This window comes from Rhodovulum sp. 12E13, from assembly GCF_003340565.1.
Lineage (GTDB): Bacteria > Pseudomonadota > Alphaproteobacteria > Rhodobacterales > Rhodobacteraceae > HLUCCA09.
Map to the genome: position 1 here is coordinate 335,181 of NZ_QPLK01000001.1, position 19,579 is coordinate 354,759.

The following is a 19,579-nucleotide window of genomic DNA, read 5'->3' on the forward strand; positions in this document are numbered from 1 at the left end:
CGATCTTCGGTACGGTGTCGCCTCTCTCGCCGCACGCGGGAGCAGCAGCATCCGGCGCGCGACTCGTGGCCCGGCAAGGCATCCCGGCCCACCAGTTTTCCACCGGGCGGTTCCGTCGCGCACGCGCCGTCCGGTGCAGGGGGCTGCGCTCGCGGCCGTGCGAGCGGCGGCCGGGCAGCGCCCGGATGCCGCGGTCCGGCGCCCACGCTCCACCTGCCGCAAGGGCTGGTTCGAAAGGTTTTGGCGCGCTCCCCGATCCCGCTATATGTAGACCAGCCGCAGGAGTGCCGATGCCAGACGCGCCCCCCATGCCCCACGCGCCCTACACGCTCGCCGTGCCCGTCGAACGGACGACCGGTGTCGTCTTCGCCTCGCCCCACAGCGGGCGCGACTATCCGTGGGAGTTCCTGCGCCGCTCGATGCTCGACGAGCGCGCGATCCGTTCGTCGGAAGACGCCTTCGTCGACAGCCTGTTCGAGGCGGCCCCCGCGCTCGGGGCGCCGCTGCTTGCCGCCCGCGCTCCCCGCGCCTATGTCGATCTCAACCGCGGCGCCGACGAGCTCGACCCGGGCGTGGTCGAGGGGGTGCGCCATGTGGTGCACAACCCCCGAATCTCGTCGGGGCTCGGGGTGATTCCCCGTGTGGTGGCGAACGGGCGCGCGATCTACCGGGGAAAGATCAGCCTGGCCGAGGCGCGCGGACGGCTCGCCGAGGTGTGGGTGCCCTACCACGCCACGCTGCAACGCCTGCTGGCCGAGGCGCGGCGCGATGCCGGTCTGGCCATCCTCGTCGATTGCCACTCGATGCCGCACGAGGCGATCGATTCGATCTCGTCGGGCGGCCGCACGCCCGACGTCGTGCTGGGCGACCGCTTCGGCGCCGCGGCCGCGCCCGAGATCGTCGACCGGATCGAGGCGGCCTTTTCCGCGGCCGGCCTGCGGGTGGCGCGCAACGCTCCCTTCGCGGGCGCCTACATCGCCCAGCATTACGGTCGCCCCTCGCGCGGACAGCACGCTGTGCAGATCGAGATCGATCGCGCGCTCTACATGGACGAGCGCGAGATCAGGCCCCATTCCGGCTTCGCCGAGCTCCGGGCGACGCTGACGGCCGTGATGTCGGAGATCGTCGCCCTCGCCCGTCCCGCCGAACCGCTGCCGATGGCGGCCGAGTAGGGGGCTGCCGGCCGGCTCGACGCGTCGCCGGCTATGGGATCCGTCCTTGCGGGACGATGGCAACGCCCTTCGAAGGGCGTTGCGATGCGCTTTGCAAAGCGCATGGCAAGGCGCTTTCAAGCGCCTTTTCCTGGCGAACCGCGATGGCTTGGGGCGATGACGGCTTGGGGCGATGACGATGCGCGGCGCCGTCACCGCCCTTCGAAGGGCGGTGTCCCGGCCCGGTCGTCACCGCAGTGCGCGACCCTTGAGGATCGCGCCGTCGCCGAAGCGGTCACGGATGGCGTCGGTGGCGCGCTCGGCCTCGGCACGGCGCGCGCCGTCGGCGTCGAAGAGGTCGCCACCACCGTCGGCGCCGGCGTCGGGGGCGAGCTCGGCCAGCCCGACGCCGATCAGGCGGAACGGGCCCTCGGGCGCTTCGTCGAGCAGGGCGCGGGCGGTGCGATAGATCCGGTCGGCGATCTGGGTGGGTTCGCGCAGCGCGATGCGGCGGGTCAGCAGAGCGAAATCCGGGCGCTTGAGCTTCAGCACGATCACCCGGCCTGCGAGCTGCTTGGCCTTCGCCCGGTCCGACACCTTTTCCGCCAGACGCCACAGGTGGCCGTCGAGCAGGTCCGCGTCGGCGATGTCCTCGCCGAAGGTCGTCTCGTTCGAGATCGACTTCGGGCGCGCGTCGCGTTTGACCGCCCGGGCATCCTCTCCGCGCGCAAGGCGGTGCAGTCGCAGGCCGGCCGATCCGAAGCGCGCGGAGAGATCGCGCGGCTCCCAGCGGCGCAGGTCGGCGAAGGTGCGGATGCCGGCGCGGGCGAGAGCCTCCTGCGTTGCGCGGCCCACGCCCCAGATCAGGCCGACGGAACGGTGCTCGAGGAAACTCTCGGTCTCGGCCCGGCCGATGACCGCGAAGCCGCGCGGCTTGTCGAGGTCGGAGGCGACCTTGGCGAGAAACTTGTTGTGAGACAGCCCGATCGAGCCGGAAAGGCCCAGCTCGTCCTCCATCCGCCTGACGAGGCGGGCAAGCAGCACGGCGGGAGGCGCGCCGTGCAGGCGCGCGGTGCCGGTGAGGTCGAGGAACGCCTCGTCGAGCGAGAGCGGCTCGATCGCGGGCGTCAGGTCCTCCATCATGGTGCGGATGGCGCGCGAGGCGGCGACGTAGGCCTCGAAGCGGGGGCGCACGACCACGGCCTCGGGGCACAAAGCGAGCGCCTTGAACATCGGCATGGCCGAGCGCACGCCGTAGGTGCGCGCGACGTAGCACGCGGTCGAGACAACGCCGCGCCGCCCACCGCCGACGATGACGGGGCGGTCGGCGAGGTCGGGCGCGTCGCGCTTTTCCACCGCCGCGTAGAAGGCGTCGCAATCGATGTGGGCGATCGTCAGGTCGAAGAGCTCGGGATGGACGAGCACCCGCGGGCTGCCGCAGGCGGGGCAGCGCCTCGGGGCGCCATCGGTTTGGGCGAGACAGGAGCGGCAGAGCGCAGGCATGGCGTGAAGTATAGAGCCGCGGCGCTCCACGGGGGAGGGTCCTCGATGCGTCGGGCCGGCCGCGAAGCGGAGCGCCTGCGGCGCATTCGCTTTTGCCCTTTCGGGCGGAGGGGGCGCTGCCCCCGTCGCCTGCGGCGACTCCCCCGGAGTATTTTGGCCAAGATGATGCGAGGGGCGCGGCGCGCGCAGGCGAGGGAGGCCCGGGCGGGTGGGCCGTCGTTCGGAAGAACGCGGTCCGCGCGGTCGGGCAGGAGGCGCGCGGTGGGGATCCGATCGCCGACGCGGCCCTGCGGCTCGCGCGTTGCGCCCGACCGGGCGACGGGCTAAGGCCGCCACCGGACGCAGGCAGGGAGGCCGGGGCATGGGCGGCGACAGGGAACCGATCAGGCTGGGACTTGCGGGGCTGGGCACGGTTGGTGCGGGCGTGGCGAAGATCGTGCGCCGCAACGCCGCCGCGCTCGCGGCCAGGGCAGGGCGGCCAGTCGCCATCTCGGCCGTGTGCGCGCGCACCCGCGACAAGGACCGGGGCGTGCCGCTCGACGCCTATGCCTGGGAGGACGACCCTGTCGTGCTCGCGCGCCGGGACGACGTCGACGTGCTGGTGGAGTTGATGGGCGGCTCGGACGGGCCGGCACTGGCCGCCACCGAGGCTGCCCTCGACGCCGGCAAGGACGTGGTGACGGCCAACAAGGCGATGCTGGCCATCCACGGTCAGGCGCTGGCCGAGCACGCCGAGGCGAACGGCGCCACCATCCGCTTCGAGGCCGCCGTGGCCGGGGGTATCCCGGTGATGAAGGCGCTGACCGAGGGCCTCGCCGCCAACGGCATGACCCGGGTGATGGGCGTGATGAACGGCACCTGCAACTACATCCTGACGCGGATGGAGCATGGCGGACTGTCCTACGACGATGTCTTCGCGGAGGCCCGGGCGCTGGGGTATCTGGAGGCCGACCCGACGCTCGACGTGGGCGGGATCGACGCGGGGCACAAGCTGGCGCTTCTGGCGGCGGTCGCGTTCGGCACGAGGGTCGATTTCGGCGGCATCGACATCGAGGGGATCGAGCGCATCTCGATCGAGGACATCCGGCAGGCTGCCGAACTGGGCTACCGGGTGAAGCTCCTGGGCGTGGCGCGGATGACGGGGCGCGGCCTCGAGGCGTCGATGGCGCCCTGCCTCGTTCCGACCGACAGCCCGCTGGGCCAGCTCGAGGGCGCGACCAACATGGTGGTGCTCGAGGGCGACCAGGTGGGCCAGATCGTGTTGCGCGGCGCCGGCGCCGGCGAGGGGCCGACGGCGAGCGCGGTGATGGGCGACGTGATGGACCTCGCCCGCGGCTGCCGGGTGCCGACCTTCGGTCAGAGCGCGGAGCACCTCGTGGCGGCCGCGCCGGCGCGCGCCACGTTGCCGGCGCCCTATTACCTGCGGATGGCGCTGGCCGACCGTCCGGGGGCGCTCGCCAAGGTCGCGGCGGTCCTCGGCGAGGCCGGGGTGAGCATCGACCGGATGCGCCAGACCCGGCACGAGGCGGGCGAGGCGCCGGTCCTGATCGTCACGCATCCGACCACCCGCACCGCGCTCGATTCGGCGCTGGCCGGGATGGAGGGAACCGGCGTCGTGCTCGCCGTCCCTGTCGCGCTGCGCATCGAACAGGTCTGAGGCCGTGGCGCCGCGCCGACAGGTGGGTTCAAACGCGCCGTCGGGGCGTGTCCGGCCGCACCAGTGCCGGCCATTCGCCCGGCAGGCCGGCGAGGTCGGGCGACGGCGTGTCGAGACATGCAGGGGGGAGAGACGATGACCCCGCCGGACGGTCCGCGCGATCAGGGGCGGCGGCGCGATCGGGAATCTCCGGGCAAGGATGGCCGCGGCGAGGGCGGGCGGCCGGCCTACCCCGCTCCGCGACTGACGGTTCACGCCGCGCCCGCACGGCGCGCGGCAGGGGCGGGGATGCTGGGTCTGCTCGGTGCCATCCTGCTTTGGGTCGCCCTTGCCACGCCGCCGTCCGCGCCGGGCTGGAGCCTCTTCCTGCTGGCCTTCGGCGGGCTTGCGATCTTCGGAGGCTGGCGGCTGTGGCAGGCGACCGCGACGGGGCTCGTGCTGACCGACGAGGGCCTGGCCGATACCACCGGCCGCACCATCGCCCGGCTCGACGAGATCGTGGCGGTCGAGCGGGGCATGCTCGCCTTCAAGCCGTCGAACGGGTTCCTGCTGCACCTGTCCCGCCCCGGAACGCGGCACTGGTCGCCCGGCCTGTGGTGGCGACTGGGGCGGCGCGTGGGTGTCGGCGGGGTGACAGGCGCGGGCGAGACACGGGCGATGGCCGACCTGATTGCGCTCGCGCTGGCCGAACGAACCCGGTCAGCGGGTACCGGCAGCGACGCCCCGTCCGACGATCAGAAGCACTCCTGATCCTCGTAGCCGATTTCCGGGGCGAAACGCGGGCGCGTGACGATGGTGTTCGACAGTTCCATCTCGTTCAGCCAGCGATCGAAGACAGGCTGGTAATTCACGCGCCCCTCGGTGACCACGACCGTGTCGCCGAGCGTCATCAACGGCACCTTGGGGAAGAGGACCTTGACCGTGTTCTCGTCGTAAGGCTCGAACCCGGCAAAGCCGCCCTGCGCCCACGACCAGCACATCCGGAGGTCGCGCTTGGTCTCGTCGTCGCAATCCGCCATGCAGACGATCGAGGTGATGCGGAGCTGGGTCGCCGCCCGCGACCGCACCATGAAATTGAAGGCGTAGGCGAGGCCGTCGAAGGCTTCCTCGGGCAGCGTGGTCTGCTGACGGCTGATCATGTCGGCGACCGTGTACGTGCCCTTGATCACCTCGTTCTTTGTGCGGAACGCGTCATACCAGACGAACGATGCGGCGAAGAGACCGAGCAGGAAGGGCGCGATGATCGCCGCCTCGACCGAGACGACTCCCCGCGTGTCACGCGCGAAGGCCGACAGGTGGCGGCGTGCGAGACCAGGCGTGCGTCGCATCGGCGACCCTCCTCAGGTCTGCGGCTCGACCACGAAGGCCGAGGCGGTGGTGAGCGCGTAGAAGTCGTCGTGGCTCGGCATGGCGAGGCCGAGATAGGTCGTGGGGAAGGCCGGCTTCTGCAGCGAGCACACGCGGATCAGCATCATGTCGTTGGGCTGACCGGGATTGAGCAGGAAGTTCGCCACCGGCTTGAGGTCGCCGGTGGGGTCGCGCTCGATGCACTCGGCCGACGACACGGGCGCCGTCCAGCCCTGCAGCGGCACGTCCGTGATGTTGATCAGAAGGCTGCTGTGGCAGTTCGGCAGCACGACCGCGCGCTCGCAGATCGAGTTGCGCAGGGTCGCGAGGTCGGGGTTGGGGATCTGGCCGAGACGCAGGGCGCGCACCGTCATGTCGGTGGCGCGTTCCAGCATGACCTGGCGCGTCATGTACAGCCCCAGCTCGAACGCGGCGACGAAGAGGGCGACGAATACCGGAAAGATGATGGCGAACTCGACCGTGGCGGCGCCGCCCTCGGACCGGCGGAACAGACCGAGCCGTGCCCCGAAGCGGCGGCCGGTCGCGGCAGGCGTGCGCCCAACACCTATTCTCGATCGCTTCAGCGGGCTCATGTCAGACTCCATCTGTGCCCCGAGGCACACTCCCCGACCCAGAGACCCTGATTTTATGGCTTGAATGGGGCGGGCCGGCGAATTTCGCGTGGCTCCGTCGACCCCGCGCCGACAGATCCCGCCTTTGGCGCCTGATTGTTCAAGAGGGCGGCCGCTCGCATGGCACGGGGCGGGATGGCGCCGGCGTCGTCGCCTGTCGCGGACGGCGGCGCCGCGAACCCGAAGGTCCGCGGCGCCGATGGCTGGTGGGTATGCGTCGGGGCATGACCCCTTTGGCTCACTGCGTCAGGCGCAGCTTGTTGATCTGCCTCGCGATCGACGAAAACGCGGCATCGATCTCGAGTTGGCTCACCTCGAAGAAGTGGGTGGTCGAGCTCGCGCAGTTGCGCATCTCGTCGGCAGCGCCGGAGGGCGCCTCGTAGGCGATGGTGAACACGATCACGCCCTTCGACTTTGCCTCGTTGCAGACGTTGTAGAAGTTGGTGAGGTTCTGCGAGCGCGACTTTACCCGCTTGTCGCCGCCGATCGAGCCCTGGCGGTTGGTCTCGCGCTCGGCGTTGAGCTTGTCGTGGTCGATCCCGTCGATGTCGTCGCGGTCGCCGCTCTCGTTGTCCTCGTCGTCGTCGTCGGGGTCGCGGAAGCCCACGTGTTTCGGCTGGAACTGGTCGGTGATCTTGCCGTCGGTCATCAGCACGATGAACTTTGAGGTCGAGGGCTCGTTCCAGTCGAGCGGGCGGTTCTTGCCGAGGTCGGAGAGCTCGCCCGCGGCCTCGAGCACGTCGAGCTCGTCGCGGCTGGCAGGATCGAGCAGGGCCAGGCCGTATTTCATGCCGAACATCGTGCCGGTCCCGTCATGCAGGCGCATCGCGTCGATGAAGGTCTTGAGATACGTCGGGTCGTTCTGCAGCGGGCGGATGCGCATGAACTCCGACGGGCACCAGCCCCAATCCATGTGACCCCAGTCGATGTCCCACTTGTGGAAGTGGGGGATCTGCCCGGTCGACTGGTAAGGCATGCCGGAATGGGTGAAGTCGGCGTCCTCGAGGAAGATGCACGAGCTGTCGTCGTGCACGCGCACCCCGCCGAGCTCGTCGAACATCAGTGCCCCCGGGTTGACCGCGCCGGCATAGGGCACGATCGACACCGTCGTCCCGTCGACCTTGTCGCCCATCAGCACGAGGTCGACGAAATCCTTCGCGGCGTTGCGCAGGGGCGTGATCCGGTCGTTGAACCGCATCGACCCCGAGATGTCGAGCACGAGCGAGATCTCGACATTCTCGACCGTCTCGTTCGCCTCGGCGGCGGCCACCACGCCCCAGGTCTCGGGCGAGACCATGAAGAAGGTCTTGAGCTCGGCCTCGGCCACGGCCCCGACCGTGCGGAAGTTGATGCCGGAGTCGACGGTCGTCCCCTTGAGGAAGTCCGTCATCTCGGCGCGGGCCATGTAGTCTTCCACGACGCTCTTCGGCTCGCGCAGCTGATCGAGGTCGGCCGCGGCCAGCACGGCGCCGTCGAGCACGGCCTGCATCGAGCTTCGGCGCTGTTCGGCCATCTGGACGGAAATGCCGATGCCGACGGCGAGCAGGATGCCGAAGATCATGAAGAAGTTCCAGACGATGAGCATGCCGCTCTCGTCGCGCAGGAACCTGTCGAGCGGCTCGCGCCGGGGCGTGCGGCGCGAGCCCCGGTCAGCGGGGCCGGCGTGCCCCGACGGATCGCGGTGGCGTGCGAATCGCTGGTTGAAGGAACGGTACATGGCAGCTTCCCTTTCGCTGGGACTGCCCGATTTACACCATCAAGACCCGGCTCCTTCGCGGCGCGATCGTGTCCGGAATGAGGCAGCGCGCCCGGGGGCGACCCGGGCACGCCGCCGCGCGTGTCACTGGGTGAGGCGAAGCTGGTTGATCTGCTGAGCGATCGAGGAGAACGCCTGGCTAATCTCGATGGCGTCGATGTCGTAGAAGCTCGTGCTCGACCCGGCACAGTCTTCCAGCGTGTCGGCGCCCTGTCCGTAGGTGTCCATGCCGATCGTGTAGACGACGATCCCCGCGGCGCGTGCGGCTGCGCAGATGTCGCTGGTGCGCTGGTTCTTCTTCCACGCCGGCACGAAGGTGAACATCTCGTTGTAGTAGTTGCCCCAGTTGCCCCCGATCGCCGCGGCCTTGACGAAGCGCGCGTAGTGGGCGACGGACATCCGGTCGAGCAGGTCCGGCCAGCTCACCCGCTCGGCGTCGTCGCCGCCGTCGGGCCGGTTGCGCCATTCGCCTGCATTCAGCGAGTAGTACCAGCTCGTTGTCCCGTAGCGGTAGGAGAGGGCGCCCGTTTCGGGGTCGCGGTAGACGGGCGAATCGCCGGACCGGTATGCCTCTCTCAGCCGGAACTCGTCGGTGTTCTGCCCGTCCGACATCACGACCAGCACCTTCAGCGTGTTCTCCCGGTTGTAGGAGAACGGCTGGCCCGAGATGTTGGAGTCGACGTCGCCCGACGCCACGAGGCCGTCGAGCACGGGGCGGAAGGCGGGATCGAGCATCGACACGCCCCACTTGGTCGCCACGTCCATCGAGGTGTTTCCGCCGGCCCACGTCGCGTCGATCTGGTCCTTGAGGGCCTCGGGGTTCTGCGACCAGGGCGTGATGTGGCGGCTCTCGTCGAAGGGGCAGACGACGCCGAAGGTGTCCACCGGCGCGTCGTAGGTGAAGATGTCGAAATGGCCGGCCCTCTGCAGCGTGTCGGACGGGTCGAGCGCGGTCGTGGTGAAATCGTCGTCGTCGAACCGCGCGCAGGCGTTGAAGGCGTGCTGCGACGAGAAGTCGACGTGCTCGGCGAGGAGCGTGCCGGCATTCACCTGCGTCGAGAACGGGATGATCGAGACCGCCACCGAGCCGGGCATCCCCGCGACGACCGGCCGCGAGACCGAATCGATGAAGTCGCGCGCGGCCGGTTTCAGCAGATCGAGGCGATAGTCGTTGTTCCAGCCCATCGAGCCCGAGTTGTCGAGAACGAGGGCGATTTCGACGTCCGTGATCGACTCGAACGCGGCGGACTGCACCTCCACCCTCCAGGTGTCCGCACCGGGTATCGCGATGGTCTGCACGTCCATTTCGGCCGCGGCCGACGCGGTGCGGTAATTGACACCCTGGGTCACCTGAGCGTCCGTCAGGTAGTTTCCTACCCCGGCGCGCGCCGCATAATCCTCGATGACCGCCACGGCGTCGCGTGTCTGATCGAGGTCGGTCGCGGCCAGCACCGCTCGGTCGAGCGTGTTCTGCAGCGAGATGCGGTTTGTCTCGTACAAGTACAGCGACAGCCCCATGCCGACCGCCATGATCACGCCCACCACGCAGAAAAGGAACCAGACGACAAGCGTGCCCGCAGTGTCTTCCGCGAATCGACGCACCGCGCGCGTCAGCCAGCCGTCGCTCCGGATGCGAGGCGATAGGAACATGATAACCTCCGTCCACCAATCAACGTAGGTGAACAGGTCGTTAACCGGTGACCGGAATCGGGCAGGCCAGCGACAGCGGTCTGACGATCGCCCCGCCCGGCCACCTGCCGGCAGAACGCTGTGTTCTCGACGCGTCGACAGCCGTCCGGCCCGTGGCCGCGGCCGGGCGGTCGCCCGGCCGTTGCTTCCTCCGCCTCTCCGTCGTCAGTTGGTCAGGCGCAGCTGGTTGATCTGGCGGGCGATGCTGGAGAACGCCACGCCGATATCCTCCGCACGCACGTCGAAGAACCGCAGGGAGTCGCCCGCGCAGGCAAGCAGGGTCGCGTCGCCCTGGCCGTATGTGTCCATCCCGATCGAGTAGACGATGGCGCCCGCATTGCGCGCCGCGTCGCAGATCCGGGTGGTGCGGGTATTCTTGGTGGCAGGGGGCACCCTGTCGAAGACGGCGTTGTAATGGCTGCCCCAGTTGCCGCCCACGGCCTCGGCCTTGATGTAGCGGGAGAAGTAGCGGACCGACCAGGTGTCCCACACCTCCGGCCAGTCGAGCTGCGTCGCCGCGGCGCCGCCCGCAGGCTCGGCCTGCCACGAGCCGCCGGGCGTCGCCGAAAGGGTCGTGCCGTTGAAGACGAAGTATTCGTCGCGGCCGGCGTCGTAATAGGAGACCGTGCCGCTGCTTCCGTCGACATGCACGGGCGAGGGCCCCGACGCATAGGCCGGCTCGAGCCGGAACTGGTCGGTATTCTGCCCGTCGGACATGACCACCAGCACCTTCAGCGTGTTGGCGCGGCCGTAATCGTAGGGCCGGCCTGCGAGATTCGCCGGCACCTCGCCGTCGTCCACGAGTTGCGTCAGAGCCGGGCGGAACGCCGGGTCGAGCAGCGCCGCGCCCCACTTGGCGGCGATGTCGATCGACGTGTTCCCGCCGGCCCACATCGCGTCGATCTGGGCCTTGAGCGCGTCCTTGTCCTGCGACCAGGCGGTGATGTGGCGGCTTGCGTCGAAGGGGCAGACCACGCCGAACGTGTCGACCGGCGAATCCCAGGTGAAGATGTCGAAATGGCCCGCCCGCGGCAGCGCGTCGGCCGGATCGACCGCCGTGTCGGAGTAGCTCGCGCCGGGAAATTCCGCGCACTGGGAATAGTCGTGCTCGGCCGTCAGGTTCAGCGCCGCGCCGAGCGTCGGCCCCGCGTTGACCTGCGTCGAGAACGGGATGATCGAGACCGACACGGTGCTCGGCTGGCCGTTGGGGCCGGGCTTGACCACCGTGTCGATGAAGTCCTTCGCGGCGGGCTTGAGCAGGTTGAGGCGATAGTTGCCGTTCCAGCCCATCGAACCGGAATTGTCGAGCACCAGCGAGATCTCGATATCGGTCAGGCTTTCTATGGCGGTGCCGCCGGCCGGGGCGGGCAGCGCGTCGAAGCCGATCATGTCGATGAAGCGGGTGCCGACCATCGAGTTCAGCGAGGCCGAGACGATCTTCTCGTTGACGTTCTCGACGGTCTCGACGCTCACCTTGTCGCTTGGCAGGCCGGCGCGGTCGAAATAGTCGCGCACCACGGCCTCGGCATCGCGTTCCTGCTCGAGGTCGGCGGCGGCGAGGATCGCGCGGTCGATCGTGTTCTGCACGTTGGTGCGCACGCTCTCGGTGCGATAGGTGTCGAGCCCGAGGCCGACGGCCAGAACGATGCCCATCACCGCAAAGAGGAACCATACCAGGATCGCGCCCCCCGTCTCGGCGGCGAAGGCCCCGGCGCGGGCCGCGCAAATCCGGCGAAAGTTCGGCATCTCGTCGCGTCTCGTCAGCATGGCAGCCCCTCCAACGATGTCGCGCGCGCATCGCTCCCGACGCGCGGCAGACCGGGCGCCCCCACCCGACGGCCTGAAAAGTGCCGCGACTTTTCCGCAAAGTCACATCGCCGGCAGCATTGGGATCGCCGAAGAAAGAAAGGCGGCGGCGGCGGCCGACTGTTTCGCATCGTGGCGGAAATGGGGCGCTGCCGGGCCCGATCCGGCGCTTCCCGGCACGGCGTGTCGGGCAGGTGCCGCGAATCGCCTGTGCCCGCCTGCCTCGGGCGAATGCGGCATCAACGGGGCGGCGGCGGGCAAGCGTCGTGGCCAGACGCGGCACGGCCGGCAGGGGGCGCGCCGGCGTCACTCCGCCCCGCCTGATCCCCCATGATTTTGCAACGCGGGGCGGCTAGGGTCAGGCGGCGCGCCCGGCGTGGCGCATTCACAGCCCGAGGGAGGGGGCAGTCATGAACCAGGCACTGCGCGAGCCGAGCTTTCGCGAATCCGTCGACCTGATGTTCAACCGCGCGGTCGCGGTGATGGACTTGCCGCCGGGGCTGGAGGAGAAGATCCGCGTCTGCAACGCCACCTATACCGTGCGCTTCGGCGTGCGGCTGCGCGGACGCATCCACACCTTCACCGGCTACCGCTCCGTCCATTCCGAGCACATGGAGCCGGTCAAGGGCGGCATCCGCTACGCACCCGTCGTCAACCAGGACGAGGTCGAGGCGCTCGCGGCGCTGATGACCTACAAGTGCGCCCTCGTCGAGACGCCATTCGGCGGCTCGAAAGGGGGGCTGTGCATCGACCCGCGCGAGTACGAGCCGGACGAACTGGAGCTGATCACCCGCCGCTTCGCCTACGAGCTGGCCAAGCGCGACCTGATCCACCCCGCCCAGAACGTGCCCGCGCCCGACATGGGCACCGGCGAGCGCGAGATGGCGTGGATCGCCGACCAGTATCACCGCATGAACACCACCGACATCAACGCCAATGCCTGCGTTACCGGCAAGCCGCCGCACGCGGGCGGCATCCAGGGCCGCGTCGAGGCGACCGGCCGGGGCGTGCAGTATGCCCTGCGGGAGTTCTTCCGCCACCCCGAGGACGTGGCGTCGGCCGGCCTCGCGGGCACGCTGGAGGGCAAGCGCGTGATCGTGCAGGGCCTGGGCAACGTGGGCTACCACGCCGCCGGCTTTCTCAGCCAGGAGGACGGCTGCAGGATCACCGCCGTGGTCGAGCGCGACGGCGCGATCATCGACGATGCCGGCCTCGACGTGGAGCGGGTCCGCCACTGGATCGCGCAGCATGGCGGCGTGAAGGGCTACCCCGACGCGCAGTTCGTCTTCGAGGGGATCTCCGTGCTCGAAAAGGAGTGCGACATCCTCATTCCCGCCGCGCTGGAGGGCGTCATCACCCGCGACAACGCCCCCCGGATCGAGGCGCGGCTGATCATCGAGGCGGCCAACGGCCCGATCACCGCCGGCGCCGACGAGATCCTGCGCAACAAGGGCGTCGTGATCATCCCCGATCTCTATGCCAACGCCGGCGGCGTGACGGTCAGCTACTTCGAGTGGGTCAAGAACCTGTCGCACATCCGGTTCGGCCGGATGCAGCGCCGCCAGGAGGAGTCGCGCCACCAGCTCATCGTCGACGAGCTCGAGCGGCTCTCGGCCGATACCGGCATCGGCTGGACGCTCTCGCCCGACTTCAAGGAAAAATACCTGCGCGGCGCGGGCGAGCTGGAACTCGTCCGCTCGGGCCTCGACGACACGATGCGTGGCGCCTACCAGGCGATGCGCGCGGTCTGGCACGCGCGCGACGACGTGCAGGACCTGCGCACCGCGGGCTACATCGTGGCGATCGAGCGGGTGGCCAAGAGCTATCGCGAAAAGGGGATCTGACGGCTGCGCCACGCGCCGGGCGGCCTTGCCGTACCGGCTCGTGAGCCGGCGGGCCGGCCGCGCCACCGGTGTGTTTTAGGCAAAACCTATCGGAACTTCTGCCGCGATCTTATGGAACCTATGTGTCGCATGTCTAGCTTTGCGCGACAGCATCGGTTAACCGGGGCGCCGCCGCGTCCGCGGCCGACGGGATTGCAGCGCACGAGAGGCAGGCGAGGATGGGCAGCGCGACAGGCGAGGCGGCAGCGCATGGGGCGAAGCCGGCGAATCGGCGTGGGCAGGGGCTGACCTGGGTGCCCGCGGCGCTTGCCGCGGCCATCTTCGCCGCGCTCTGGCCGGCCATGCCTCCCGTCGCGGGAGGAGAGGTGCTGCGCTGGGGTGCCGCCTGGGTGCCCTCGCTCGGCGTGAACTTCTCGGTCCTGGTGGACGGCCTGAGCCTGACCTTCGCTCTTCTGATCTCGGGCATCGGGGCGCTCGTGATGCTCTTCGCCGCGAAATACATGGAGGGGAAGTATCATTCGGGCCGGTTCGCGCTCTACCTGTTCCTGTTCATGCTCGCGATGCTCGGCGTCGTGCTGGCCGACAACCTGCTGACGCTCTTCGTCTTCTGGGAGCTCACGTCGATCACCTCCTACCTCCTGATCGGTTTCGGCCATGCCGACGCCAAGTCGCGCCGCTCGGCCCTTCAGGCGCTGCTGGTGACGGGGATGGGCGGGCTCGCGCTGCTTGCGGGCTTCATCCTGATCTACACGGTCGTCGGCTCGTTCGACCTCGCCGTGGTGCTCGCCTCGGGGGACGTGCTGCGCGAGAGCCCGCTCTATCTGCCGATCCTCGTCCTCGTGCTCGCGGGTGCCTTCACCAAGTCGGCGCAGTTCCCGCTGCACTTCTGGCTTCCCAACGCGATGGCCGCGCCGACGCCCGTCTCGGCCTATCTGCACTCGGCCACGATGGTGAAGGCGGGCGTCTTTCTGCTCGCGCGCCTGCATCCGGCGCTCGCGGGCACCGACGTCTGGCTGTGGTCGCTGACGCTGTTCGGCGGCGTGACCGCGGTCTTCGCCAGCGTCATGGCGCTGCGGCAGACCGACCTCAAGCAGGCGCTGGCCTACACCACGCTGATGGCGCTGGGCACGCTGGTGCTCTTCCTTGCCGACGGCACGTCGTCCTACGCGATCACCGGGTTCATGGCGTTCCTCGTGACGCATTCGCTCTACAAGGCGGCCCTTTTCCTCGTGGTCGGCACGGTCGATCACGGGACGGGGACGCGCGACGCGCGCATCCTCGGCGGGCTCGCGCGCGCGATGCCGGTCACGGCCTTCGCCGCGGCGCTTGCCGGTCTTTCGATGGCCGGTCTGCCCCCCTTCGTGGGCTTCATCGCAAAGGAGGTGCTCTACAAGGGGGCCGGAGAGCTCGCCCTCGGCACCATCGTCACCGCCTTCGCGCTCGCCTCGAACGCTCTGATGTTCGCCGTGGCCGGGATCGTCTGCCTTCGCCCGTTCTGGGGTCGGCCACGTGGCGAGACGCCGGTGAAACCCCACGAGGGGCCGTGGCAGATGCTCGCCGGGCCGGTCGTCCTGTCGGTGCTCGGGCTTGCCTTCGGGCTGATGCCCTGGCTCAAGCAGCAGATCCTCGTGTCGCCCGGCGTCGACGCCGTGCTGGGCCGCGACGGAGAGGCGCGTGACCTGCGGCTCTGGGCCGGCGTCAACCTCGCGCTGATCCTGTCGCTCGTCACCTTCGCGCTGGGCATCGTGCTCTATGCTGCCCACGTGACATTGCGCGACGGGCTGAACCGCCTGGGCACGCACCTGCCCTCGCTCGATGCCGGGTGGGACAGGTTCCTCGACGGGCTGAAGGCGCTTGCCGCGTGGCAGACCCGCATCCTGCAATCGGGACGGCTGGTCAACTACATGGCCGTGACCTTCGTCACCCTGCTGGCCGGCCTCGTCGCGGCGCTGATCGCGACGGGGCCCGGGCCGATCGTGCTCGAGATGCCGTATCTTCTGGTCAAGGAATGGGGGATCGCCCTGCTTGTGCTTGCAGGCACCGGCGTCGTCGTCTCGACCAATTCGCGCATCACGGCCCTCGCCGGGCTGGGCGTGGTGGGCGTGGGCGTGGCGCTGATCTTCATCACCTACGGCGCGCCCGACGTCGCCATCACCCAGCTGCTCGTCGAGGTGCTGGTGGTCGTGCTGGTGGCGCTCGCCATTCTCAAGCTGCCCTCGCTCGAGCCCGAGACGGGCCGCCGCCGCTGGTTCGACGCCGCGCTGGCACTCGGCATCGGCGGCGCGGTCACCGCGATCATGCTGATGGTGCTCGAGGTCCCGATCGACCGGCGACTGTCGGACTATTTCGAGGTCACGTCGTGGCCCGAGGCCTTCGGCCGCAACATCGTCAACGTTATCCTCGTCGATTTCCGCGCGCTCGACACGTTCGGCGAGATCGCCGTGGTCGCCGTCGCCGGCATCGCCGCCCTTGCCCTGCTCAAGACGAAGATCGCCCCGACCAAGGAGGAGGACGCGCGATGAAATCGGTCATCGTCGAATCCGGTGCGCGCTTTCTCGTGGCGCTGCTTCTGGTCTTTTCCGTCTATATGCTGCTGAGGGGCCACAACCTGCCCGGCGGCGGCTTCATCGGGGGGCTGGTCGGCGCGGTGGGCTTCGTCATCCAGGCCATCGCCTGCGGCACCGAGAGCGCGCGCAAGGCGCTGCGCGTCGACCCCTCCAACATCGCCATGGCCGGCCTCGGCATCGCCCTGCTCGCGGGGCTCTTCGCGGCTCTCTTCGGCGACGCGCTCTTCACCGGGCAATGGCTGTTCATCGGCGCGACGGAGGACAGCAAGGGCCTGCCGCTGTCGACGGTGCTCGTCTTCGACATCGGCGTGTACCTCGTGGTGATGGGCGCGATCCTCACCCTCGTCTTCGCCCTCGAGGAGGAGGCGTGATGGAACAGATCCTCGCAATCCTCATCGGCGTTCTCGTCGCCGCGTCCGTCTGGCTCATGCTGTCGCGCAACGTGGTGCGCTTCCTGTTCGGGCTGGTGCTGATCTCGAACGCGGCCAACCTCGTGATCTTCACCGGCGGGCGACTGACGCTGGGTGCGCCGCCGCTGATCGACGAAGGCGCCGAGGCACCGCCGGCGCTGGTGGCCAACGCGCTGCCGCAGGCGCTGGTGCTGACCGCCATCGTCATCGGCTTCGGTCTGCTGGCCTTCGCGCTCGCGCTCGTCTTTCGCGCCTACACCGCGCTCGGCACCGTCGACAGCGACGAGATGCGGCTGGCCGAGCCGCCCGAGGGAGAAGAGGGCGCGGCGCCGGCCTCGCGGCGCGCGACCACGCCCCATCTGGCGCGGGAGGCCGCGGAATGAGCTGGGTTCTCTCGATTCCCCTGGCGATTCCGTTCCTGACGGCCGTGGCCTGCTACCTCACCCGCGACACGCCGCGCGCGGCGTGGATCTCGGTCGCGGGCTCGGCCCTGCTTCTCGCGGCGTCCGCCGTGCTGATGGCACAGGTTCTGGCCGAGGGTGTCATCGCGGGGCAGATGGGCGGCTGGCGTGCCCCCTTCGGCATCACGCTTGTCGCCGATCTGCTGTCGGCCGTCATGGTCGTGATCACCGCGATCACCGCGCTCGCCGTGGCCGTCTACGCCCTCGCCGACGTCAGCGCGGTGCAGGAGAGGATGGGGTATCACGCCCTCTTCCAGGTGCTGATCGCCGGCGTCACGGGCGCATTCCTGACCGGCGACCTGTTCAACCTCTACGTCTGGTTCGAGGTGATGCTGATCGCCTCGTTCGGGCTGCTGGTGCTCGGCGGCACGCGCGAGCAGCTCGATGGCGGCATCAAGTACGTCACGCTCAACCTCGTCTCGACGATCCTCTTCCTCTCCGGCGTCGGCCTGCTGTACGGCATGACCGGAACGCTCAACATGGCCGATCTCGCGGTGACCGTGCCGCGCCTGGAGAACCAGGCGCTGGTGACGGTCGTCGCCATGATGTTCATGATCGCCTTCGGGGTGAAGGCGGCGCTCTTCCCGCTGTTCTTCTGGCTGCCGGCAGCCTACCACACGCCCGCCTTCTCGGTGTCGGCGGTCTTCGCGGGGCTGCTGACCAAGGTCGGCGTCTATGCGCTGATCCGGATGTTCACGCTGGTCTTCACCGGCGACACCGAATTCACCCACACGATCCTGCTCTGGGTGGCGGGCTTCACCATGGTGACGGGCGTTCTCGGCGCGGCAGCGCAGCAGGATTTCCGCAAGATCCTGTCGTTCCACATCGTCAGCCAGATCGGCTACATGATCCTCGGCCTTGCGCTGCTGACCCCGCTGGCGATCGTGGGGGCCGTCTTTTACCTCGTCCACCACATCATCGTGAAGGCGAACCTCTTCCTCGTTTCGGGGGTGGCCAACCGCCTGACCGGCTCGACGGAGCTCGGACGGATCGGCGGCCTCTACGCCTCGGCGCCGCTGCTCGCCGTGCTGTTCCTGATCCCCGCCTTCTCTCTCGCGGGGTTCCCGCCGCTCTCGGGGTTCTGGGCGAAATACGTGGTGGTGAAGGCCTCGCTCGACGCCGAGGCATGGGTGCTCGCGGCCGCCGCGCTGGTGGTCGGCGCGCTCACCATCTACTCGATGACCAAGATCTGGGCCGAGGCCTTCTGGAAGCCGCACCCCGAGGGGCACGCGCCGGTTCTCTCGGCGCTGCCGGCGCGTGACCGGCTGGCGCTCGTGACGCCCATCGCCGCCCTCGCGGTGCTGACCTGCGTGATCGGCCTCGCGCCCGAGCCCTTCGTGCAGTTCGCCGAACGCTCTGCCGCGCAGCTGATCGACCCGTCGGACTATGTGGCGACCGTGCTCGGGGCCGACGCCGCAGAGGGGGCGGCCCGGATCGCCGCGCTGGAGGCGCGCGAATGACATATCTGCTGCTCAACATCCTGCTCGCCGCGACCTGGGCCGCGCTGACCGACAGCTTCTCGCTCGCCGGAATCGCCATCGGCTTCGTGCTCGGCTACCTGGCGCTGTGGTTTACCCAGCCGATCTTCGGTGGCGGCCCCAGCCGGTATTTCGGGCGTGTCTGGAACGGGCTGCGCCTGCTCGTCTTCTTCCTCTACGAGCTCATCAAGTCGTCGATCGACGTGGCGTGGGACGTCGTGACGCCAACCCATCGCTCGCGGCCCCGGCTGATCGAGATGCCCCTCGACGTGAAGTCCGACGCCGGTATCCTGATGGTGACCAATCTGATCTCGCTCACGCCCGGCACGCTCTCGGTGGACGTGAGCGAGGATCGCTCTACGCTGCTCGTCCATGCCATGTTTGCCGACGATACCGACGGCCTCGTCCGCGATCTCAAGGGGGGCATGGAGCGCATGGTCCGAGAGGTGTTCGAATGACCGGGGCAGACTTCTTCCTCCACTGGTCGGTTCAGGCCGGGTTCTGGATGGTGATGGCGTCGATCGTGCTGGCCTTCGTGCGGCTCGCCAAGGGGCCGACGCTGGCCGACCGGGTCGTGGCGCTCGACATGATGACGGTGCTCGTGGTGGCCTTCTGCGGGCTGTTCGGCATCTTCACCGCCGTGCCGGCCTTTCTCGACGTGGCGCTGATCGTGGCGCTGATCGGCTTTCTGGCCACGGTCGCGCTCGCCCGCTTCGCCGAGCGGCGCGAGGCGCGGCGGGGCGCGGGCGCGTTGCCGACCGACACCAAGACAGCCGAGGAGACACGCTGATGGAATGGGTCGTCGGCACGCTCTGCCTGATCGGCGGGGCCTTCGCGCTGATCGCGGGGCTGGGCATCCTGCGCCTGCCCGACGTGCTGATCCGCATGCACGCCTCCACCAAGGCGGGCACGCTCGGCTCGGGCCTGATCCTCGCGGCGGTCGCTCTGTTCTTCCAGGATGCGGGTATGACCGCCAAGGTCATTCTCGCGGTGCTGTTCCTGATGCTCACCGCGCCCATCGCCGCCCACATGATCGGGCGTGCGGCGTTGCGGCAGGGCGTGCCCCTTTGGAAGACCGACCGTGTCCCCGACCGGTGGCAGGGGCCGCCCCCAGACAGCCGCGCCGAGTGAGGGCATCCCCAGACTTTTCCACAGGCCTGGGAAAACCGGTTCGCGCATAGCGCGAACGTTACGTCATCTCGCTCGCGTTATCATGTCGCGGTGCTCACCTGTAGGCCTCTGATTTCAAAAGCCGTTTGCATCGCTGCGCCGCAGCGT

17 protein-coding genes are annotated in these 19,579 nt (G+C 69.1%); 11 read left to right on the plus strand and 6 right to left on the minus strand.

Going from position 1 to position 19,579, the window contains the following annotated elements; all coding sequences use genetic code 11:
- The first annotated feature begins 308 nt into the window (after window positions 1-308).
- Complete coding sequence (locus tag DLJ49_RS01455) at window positions 309-1,172, plus strand: N-formylglutamate amidohydrolase (RefSeq protein WP_115391722.1); 864 nt, start codon at window positions 309-311, stop codon at window positions 1,170-1,172.
- Window positions 1,173-1,400: 228 nt separating this feature from the next.
- Here DLJ49_RS01455 and DLJ49_RS01460 read toward each other — a convergent pair whose 3' ends face one another.
- Window positions 1,401-2,654: a DNA polymerase IV gene (locus tag DLJ49_RS01460; protein WP_115391723.1), complete on the minus strand. Its 1,254-nt coding sequence runs from the start codon at window positions 2,652-2,654 to the stop codon at window positions 1,401-1,403.
- Between the two features lie 361 nt (window positions 2,655-3,015).
- On the opposite strand from DLJ49_RS01460, the gene DLJ49_RS01465 reads away from it, so the two are divergent.
- Both DLJ49_RS01465 and DLJ49_RS01470 read left to right on the plus strand, forming a co-directional pair.
- Entirely contained in the window at window positions 3,016-4,311 is a 1,296-nt protein-coding gene (locus tag DLJ49_RS01465; protein WP_115391724.1) for a homoserine dehydrogenase, read from the plus strand.
- Between the two features lie 135 nt (window positions 4,312-4,446).
- Window positions 4,447-5,061: a hypothetical protein gene (locus DLJ49_RS01470; RefSeq protein ID WP_233488603.1), complete on the plus strand. Its 615-nt coding sequence runs from the start codon at window positions 4,447-4,449 to the stop codon at window positions 5,059-5,061.
- Here DLJ49_RS01470 and DLJ49_RS01475 read toward each other — a convergent pair.
- The 5 genes from DLJ49_RS01475 to DLJ49_RS01495 form a co-directional block, all read right to left on the minus strand.
- Window positions 5,046-5,639: a TadE/TadG family type IV pilus assembly protein gene (locus DLJ49_RS01475; protein ID WP_115391725.1), complete on the minus strand. Its 594-nt coding sequence runs from the start codon at window positions 5,637-5,639 to the stop codon at window positions 5,046-5,048. The two genes, DLJ49_RS01470 and DLJ49_RS01475, sit on opposite strands and share 16 nt — an antisense overlap.
- Window positions 5,640-5,651: 12 nt before the next feature.
- Window positions 5,652-6,251 carry a TadE/TadG family type IV pilus assembly protein gene (locus tag DLJ49_RS01480; protein WP_158547373.1) on the minus strand — a complete coding sequence of 200 codons (600 nt, stop codon included), beginning with the start codon at window positions 6,249-6,251 and terminating at the stop codon, window positions 5,652-5,654.
- 277 nt (window positions 6,252-6,528) lie between these two features.
- Window positions 6,529-8,007: a TadE/TadG family type IV pilus assembly protein gene (locus tag DLJ49_RS01485; protein ID WP_115391727.1), complete on the minus strand. Its 1,479-nt coding sequence runs from the start codon at window positions 8,005-8,007 to the stop codon at window positions 6,529-6,531.
- A 123-nt stretch (window positions 8,008-8,130) separates the two neighbouring features.
- On the minus strand, window positions 8,131-9,696 hold the full coding sequence (locus DLJ49_RS01490; protein WP_115391728.1) for a vWA domain-containing protein: 1,566 nt from the start codon (window positions 9,694-9,696) through the stop codon (window positions 8,131-8,133).
- Window positions 9,697-9,900: 204 nt separating this feature from the next.
- On the minus strand, window positions 9,901-11,502 hold the full coding sequence (locus DLJ49_RS01495) for a Tad domain-containing protein (protein WP_115391729.1): 1,602 nt from the start codon (window positions 11,500-11,502) through the stop codon (window positions 9,901-9,903).
- Window positions 11,503-11,951: 449 nt separating this feature from the next.
- On the opposite strand from DLJ49_RS01495, the gene DLJ49_RS01500 reads away from it, so the two are divergent.
- The 8 genes from DLJ49_RS01500 to mnhG all read left to right on the plus strand — a co-directional run bounded on the left by DLJ49_RS01500 (window position 11,952) and on the right by mnhG (window position 19,432).
- Complete coding sequence (locus DLJ49_RS01500) at window positions 11,952-13,385, plus strand: Glu/Leu/Phe/Val family dehydrogenase (protein WP_115391730.1); 1,434 nt, start codon at window positions 11,952-11,954, stop codon at window positions 13,383-13,385.
- Between the two features lie 218 nt (window positions 13,386-13,603).
- Window positions 13,604-15,907 carry a putative monovalent cation/H+ antiporter subunit A gene (locus DLJ49_RS01505; protein ID WP_115391731.1) on the plus strand — a complete coding sequence of 768 codons (2,304 nt, stop codon included), beginning with the start codon at window positions 13,604-13,606 and terminating at the stop codon, window positions 15,905-15,907.
- Window positions 15,904-16,323: a Na+/H+ antiporter subunit B gene (locus DLJ49_RS01510; RefSeq protein ID WP_115391732.1), complete on the plus strand. Its 420-nt coding sequence runs from the start codon at window positions 15,904-15,906 to the stop codon at window positions 16,321-16,323. The genes DLJ49_RS01505 and DLJ49_RS01510 overlap by 4 nt, the downstream gene beginning before the upstream one ends.
- Window positions 16,323-16,745, plus strand: coding sequence for a Na+/H+ antiporter subunit C (locus tag DLJ49_RS01515; protein ID WP_115391733.1), 423 nt, complete (start codon window positions 16,323-16,325; stop codon window positions 16,743-16,745). Before DLJ49_RS01510 ends, DLJ49_RS01515 begins: the two co-directional genes overlap by 1 nt.
- The gene (locus DLJ49_RS01520; RefSeq protein WP_115391734.1) at window positions 16,742-18,283 is read left to right on the plus strand and encodes a Na+/H+ antiporter subunit D; all 1,542 of its coding nucleotides are present in this window, start codon (window positions 16,742-16,744) and stop codon (window positions 18,281-18,283) included. The genes DLJ49_RS01515 and DLJ49_RS01520 overlap by 4 nt, the downstream gene beginning before the upstream one ends.
- Complete coding sequence (locus DLJ49_RS01525; protein WP_115391735.1) at window positions 18,280-18,759, plus strand: Na+/H+ antiporter subunit E; 480 nt, start codon at window positions 18,280-18,282, stop codon at window positions 18,757-18,759. The genes DLJ49_RS01520 and DLJ49_RS01525 overlap by 4 nt, the downstream gene beginning before the upstream one ends.
- Entirely contained in the window at window positions 18,756-19,091 is a 336-nt protein-coding gene (locus DLJ49_RS01530; RefSeq protein ID WP_115391736.1) for an MrpF/PhaF family protein, read from the plus strand. Before DLJ49_RS01525 ends, DLJ49_RS01530 begins: the two co-directional genes overlap by 4 nt.
- The gene (mnhG, locus tag DLJ49_RS01535) at window positions 19,091-19,432 is read left to right on the plus strand and encodes a monovalent cation/H(+) antiporter subunit G (protein ID WP_115391737.1); all 342 of its coding nucleotides are present in this window, start codon (window positions 19,091-19,093) and stop codon (window positions 19,430-19,432) included. Before DLJ49_RS01530 ends, mnhG begins: the two co-directional genes overlap by 1 nt.
- Window positions 19,433-19,579 lie beyond the last annotated feature (147 nt).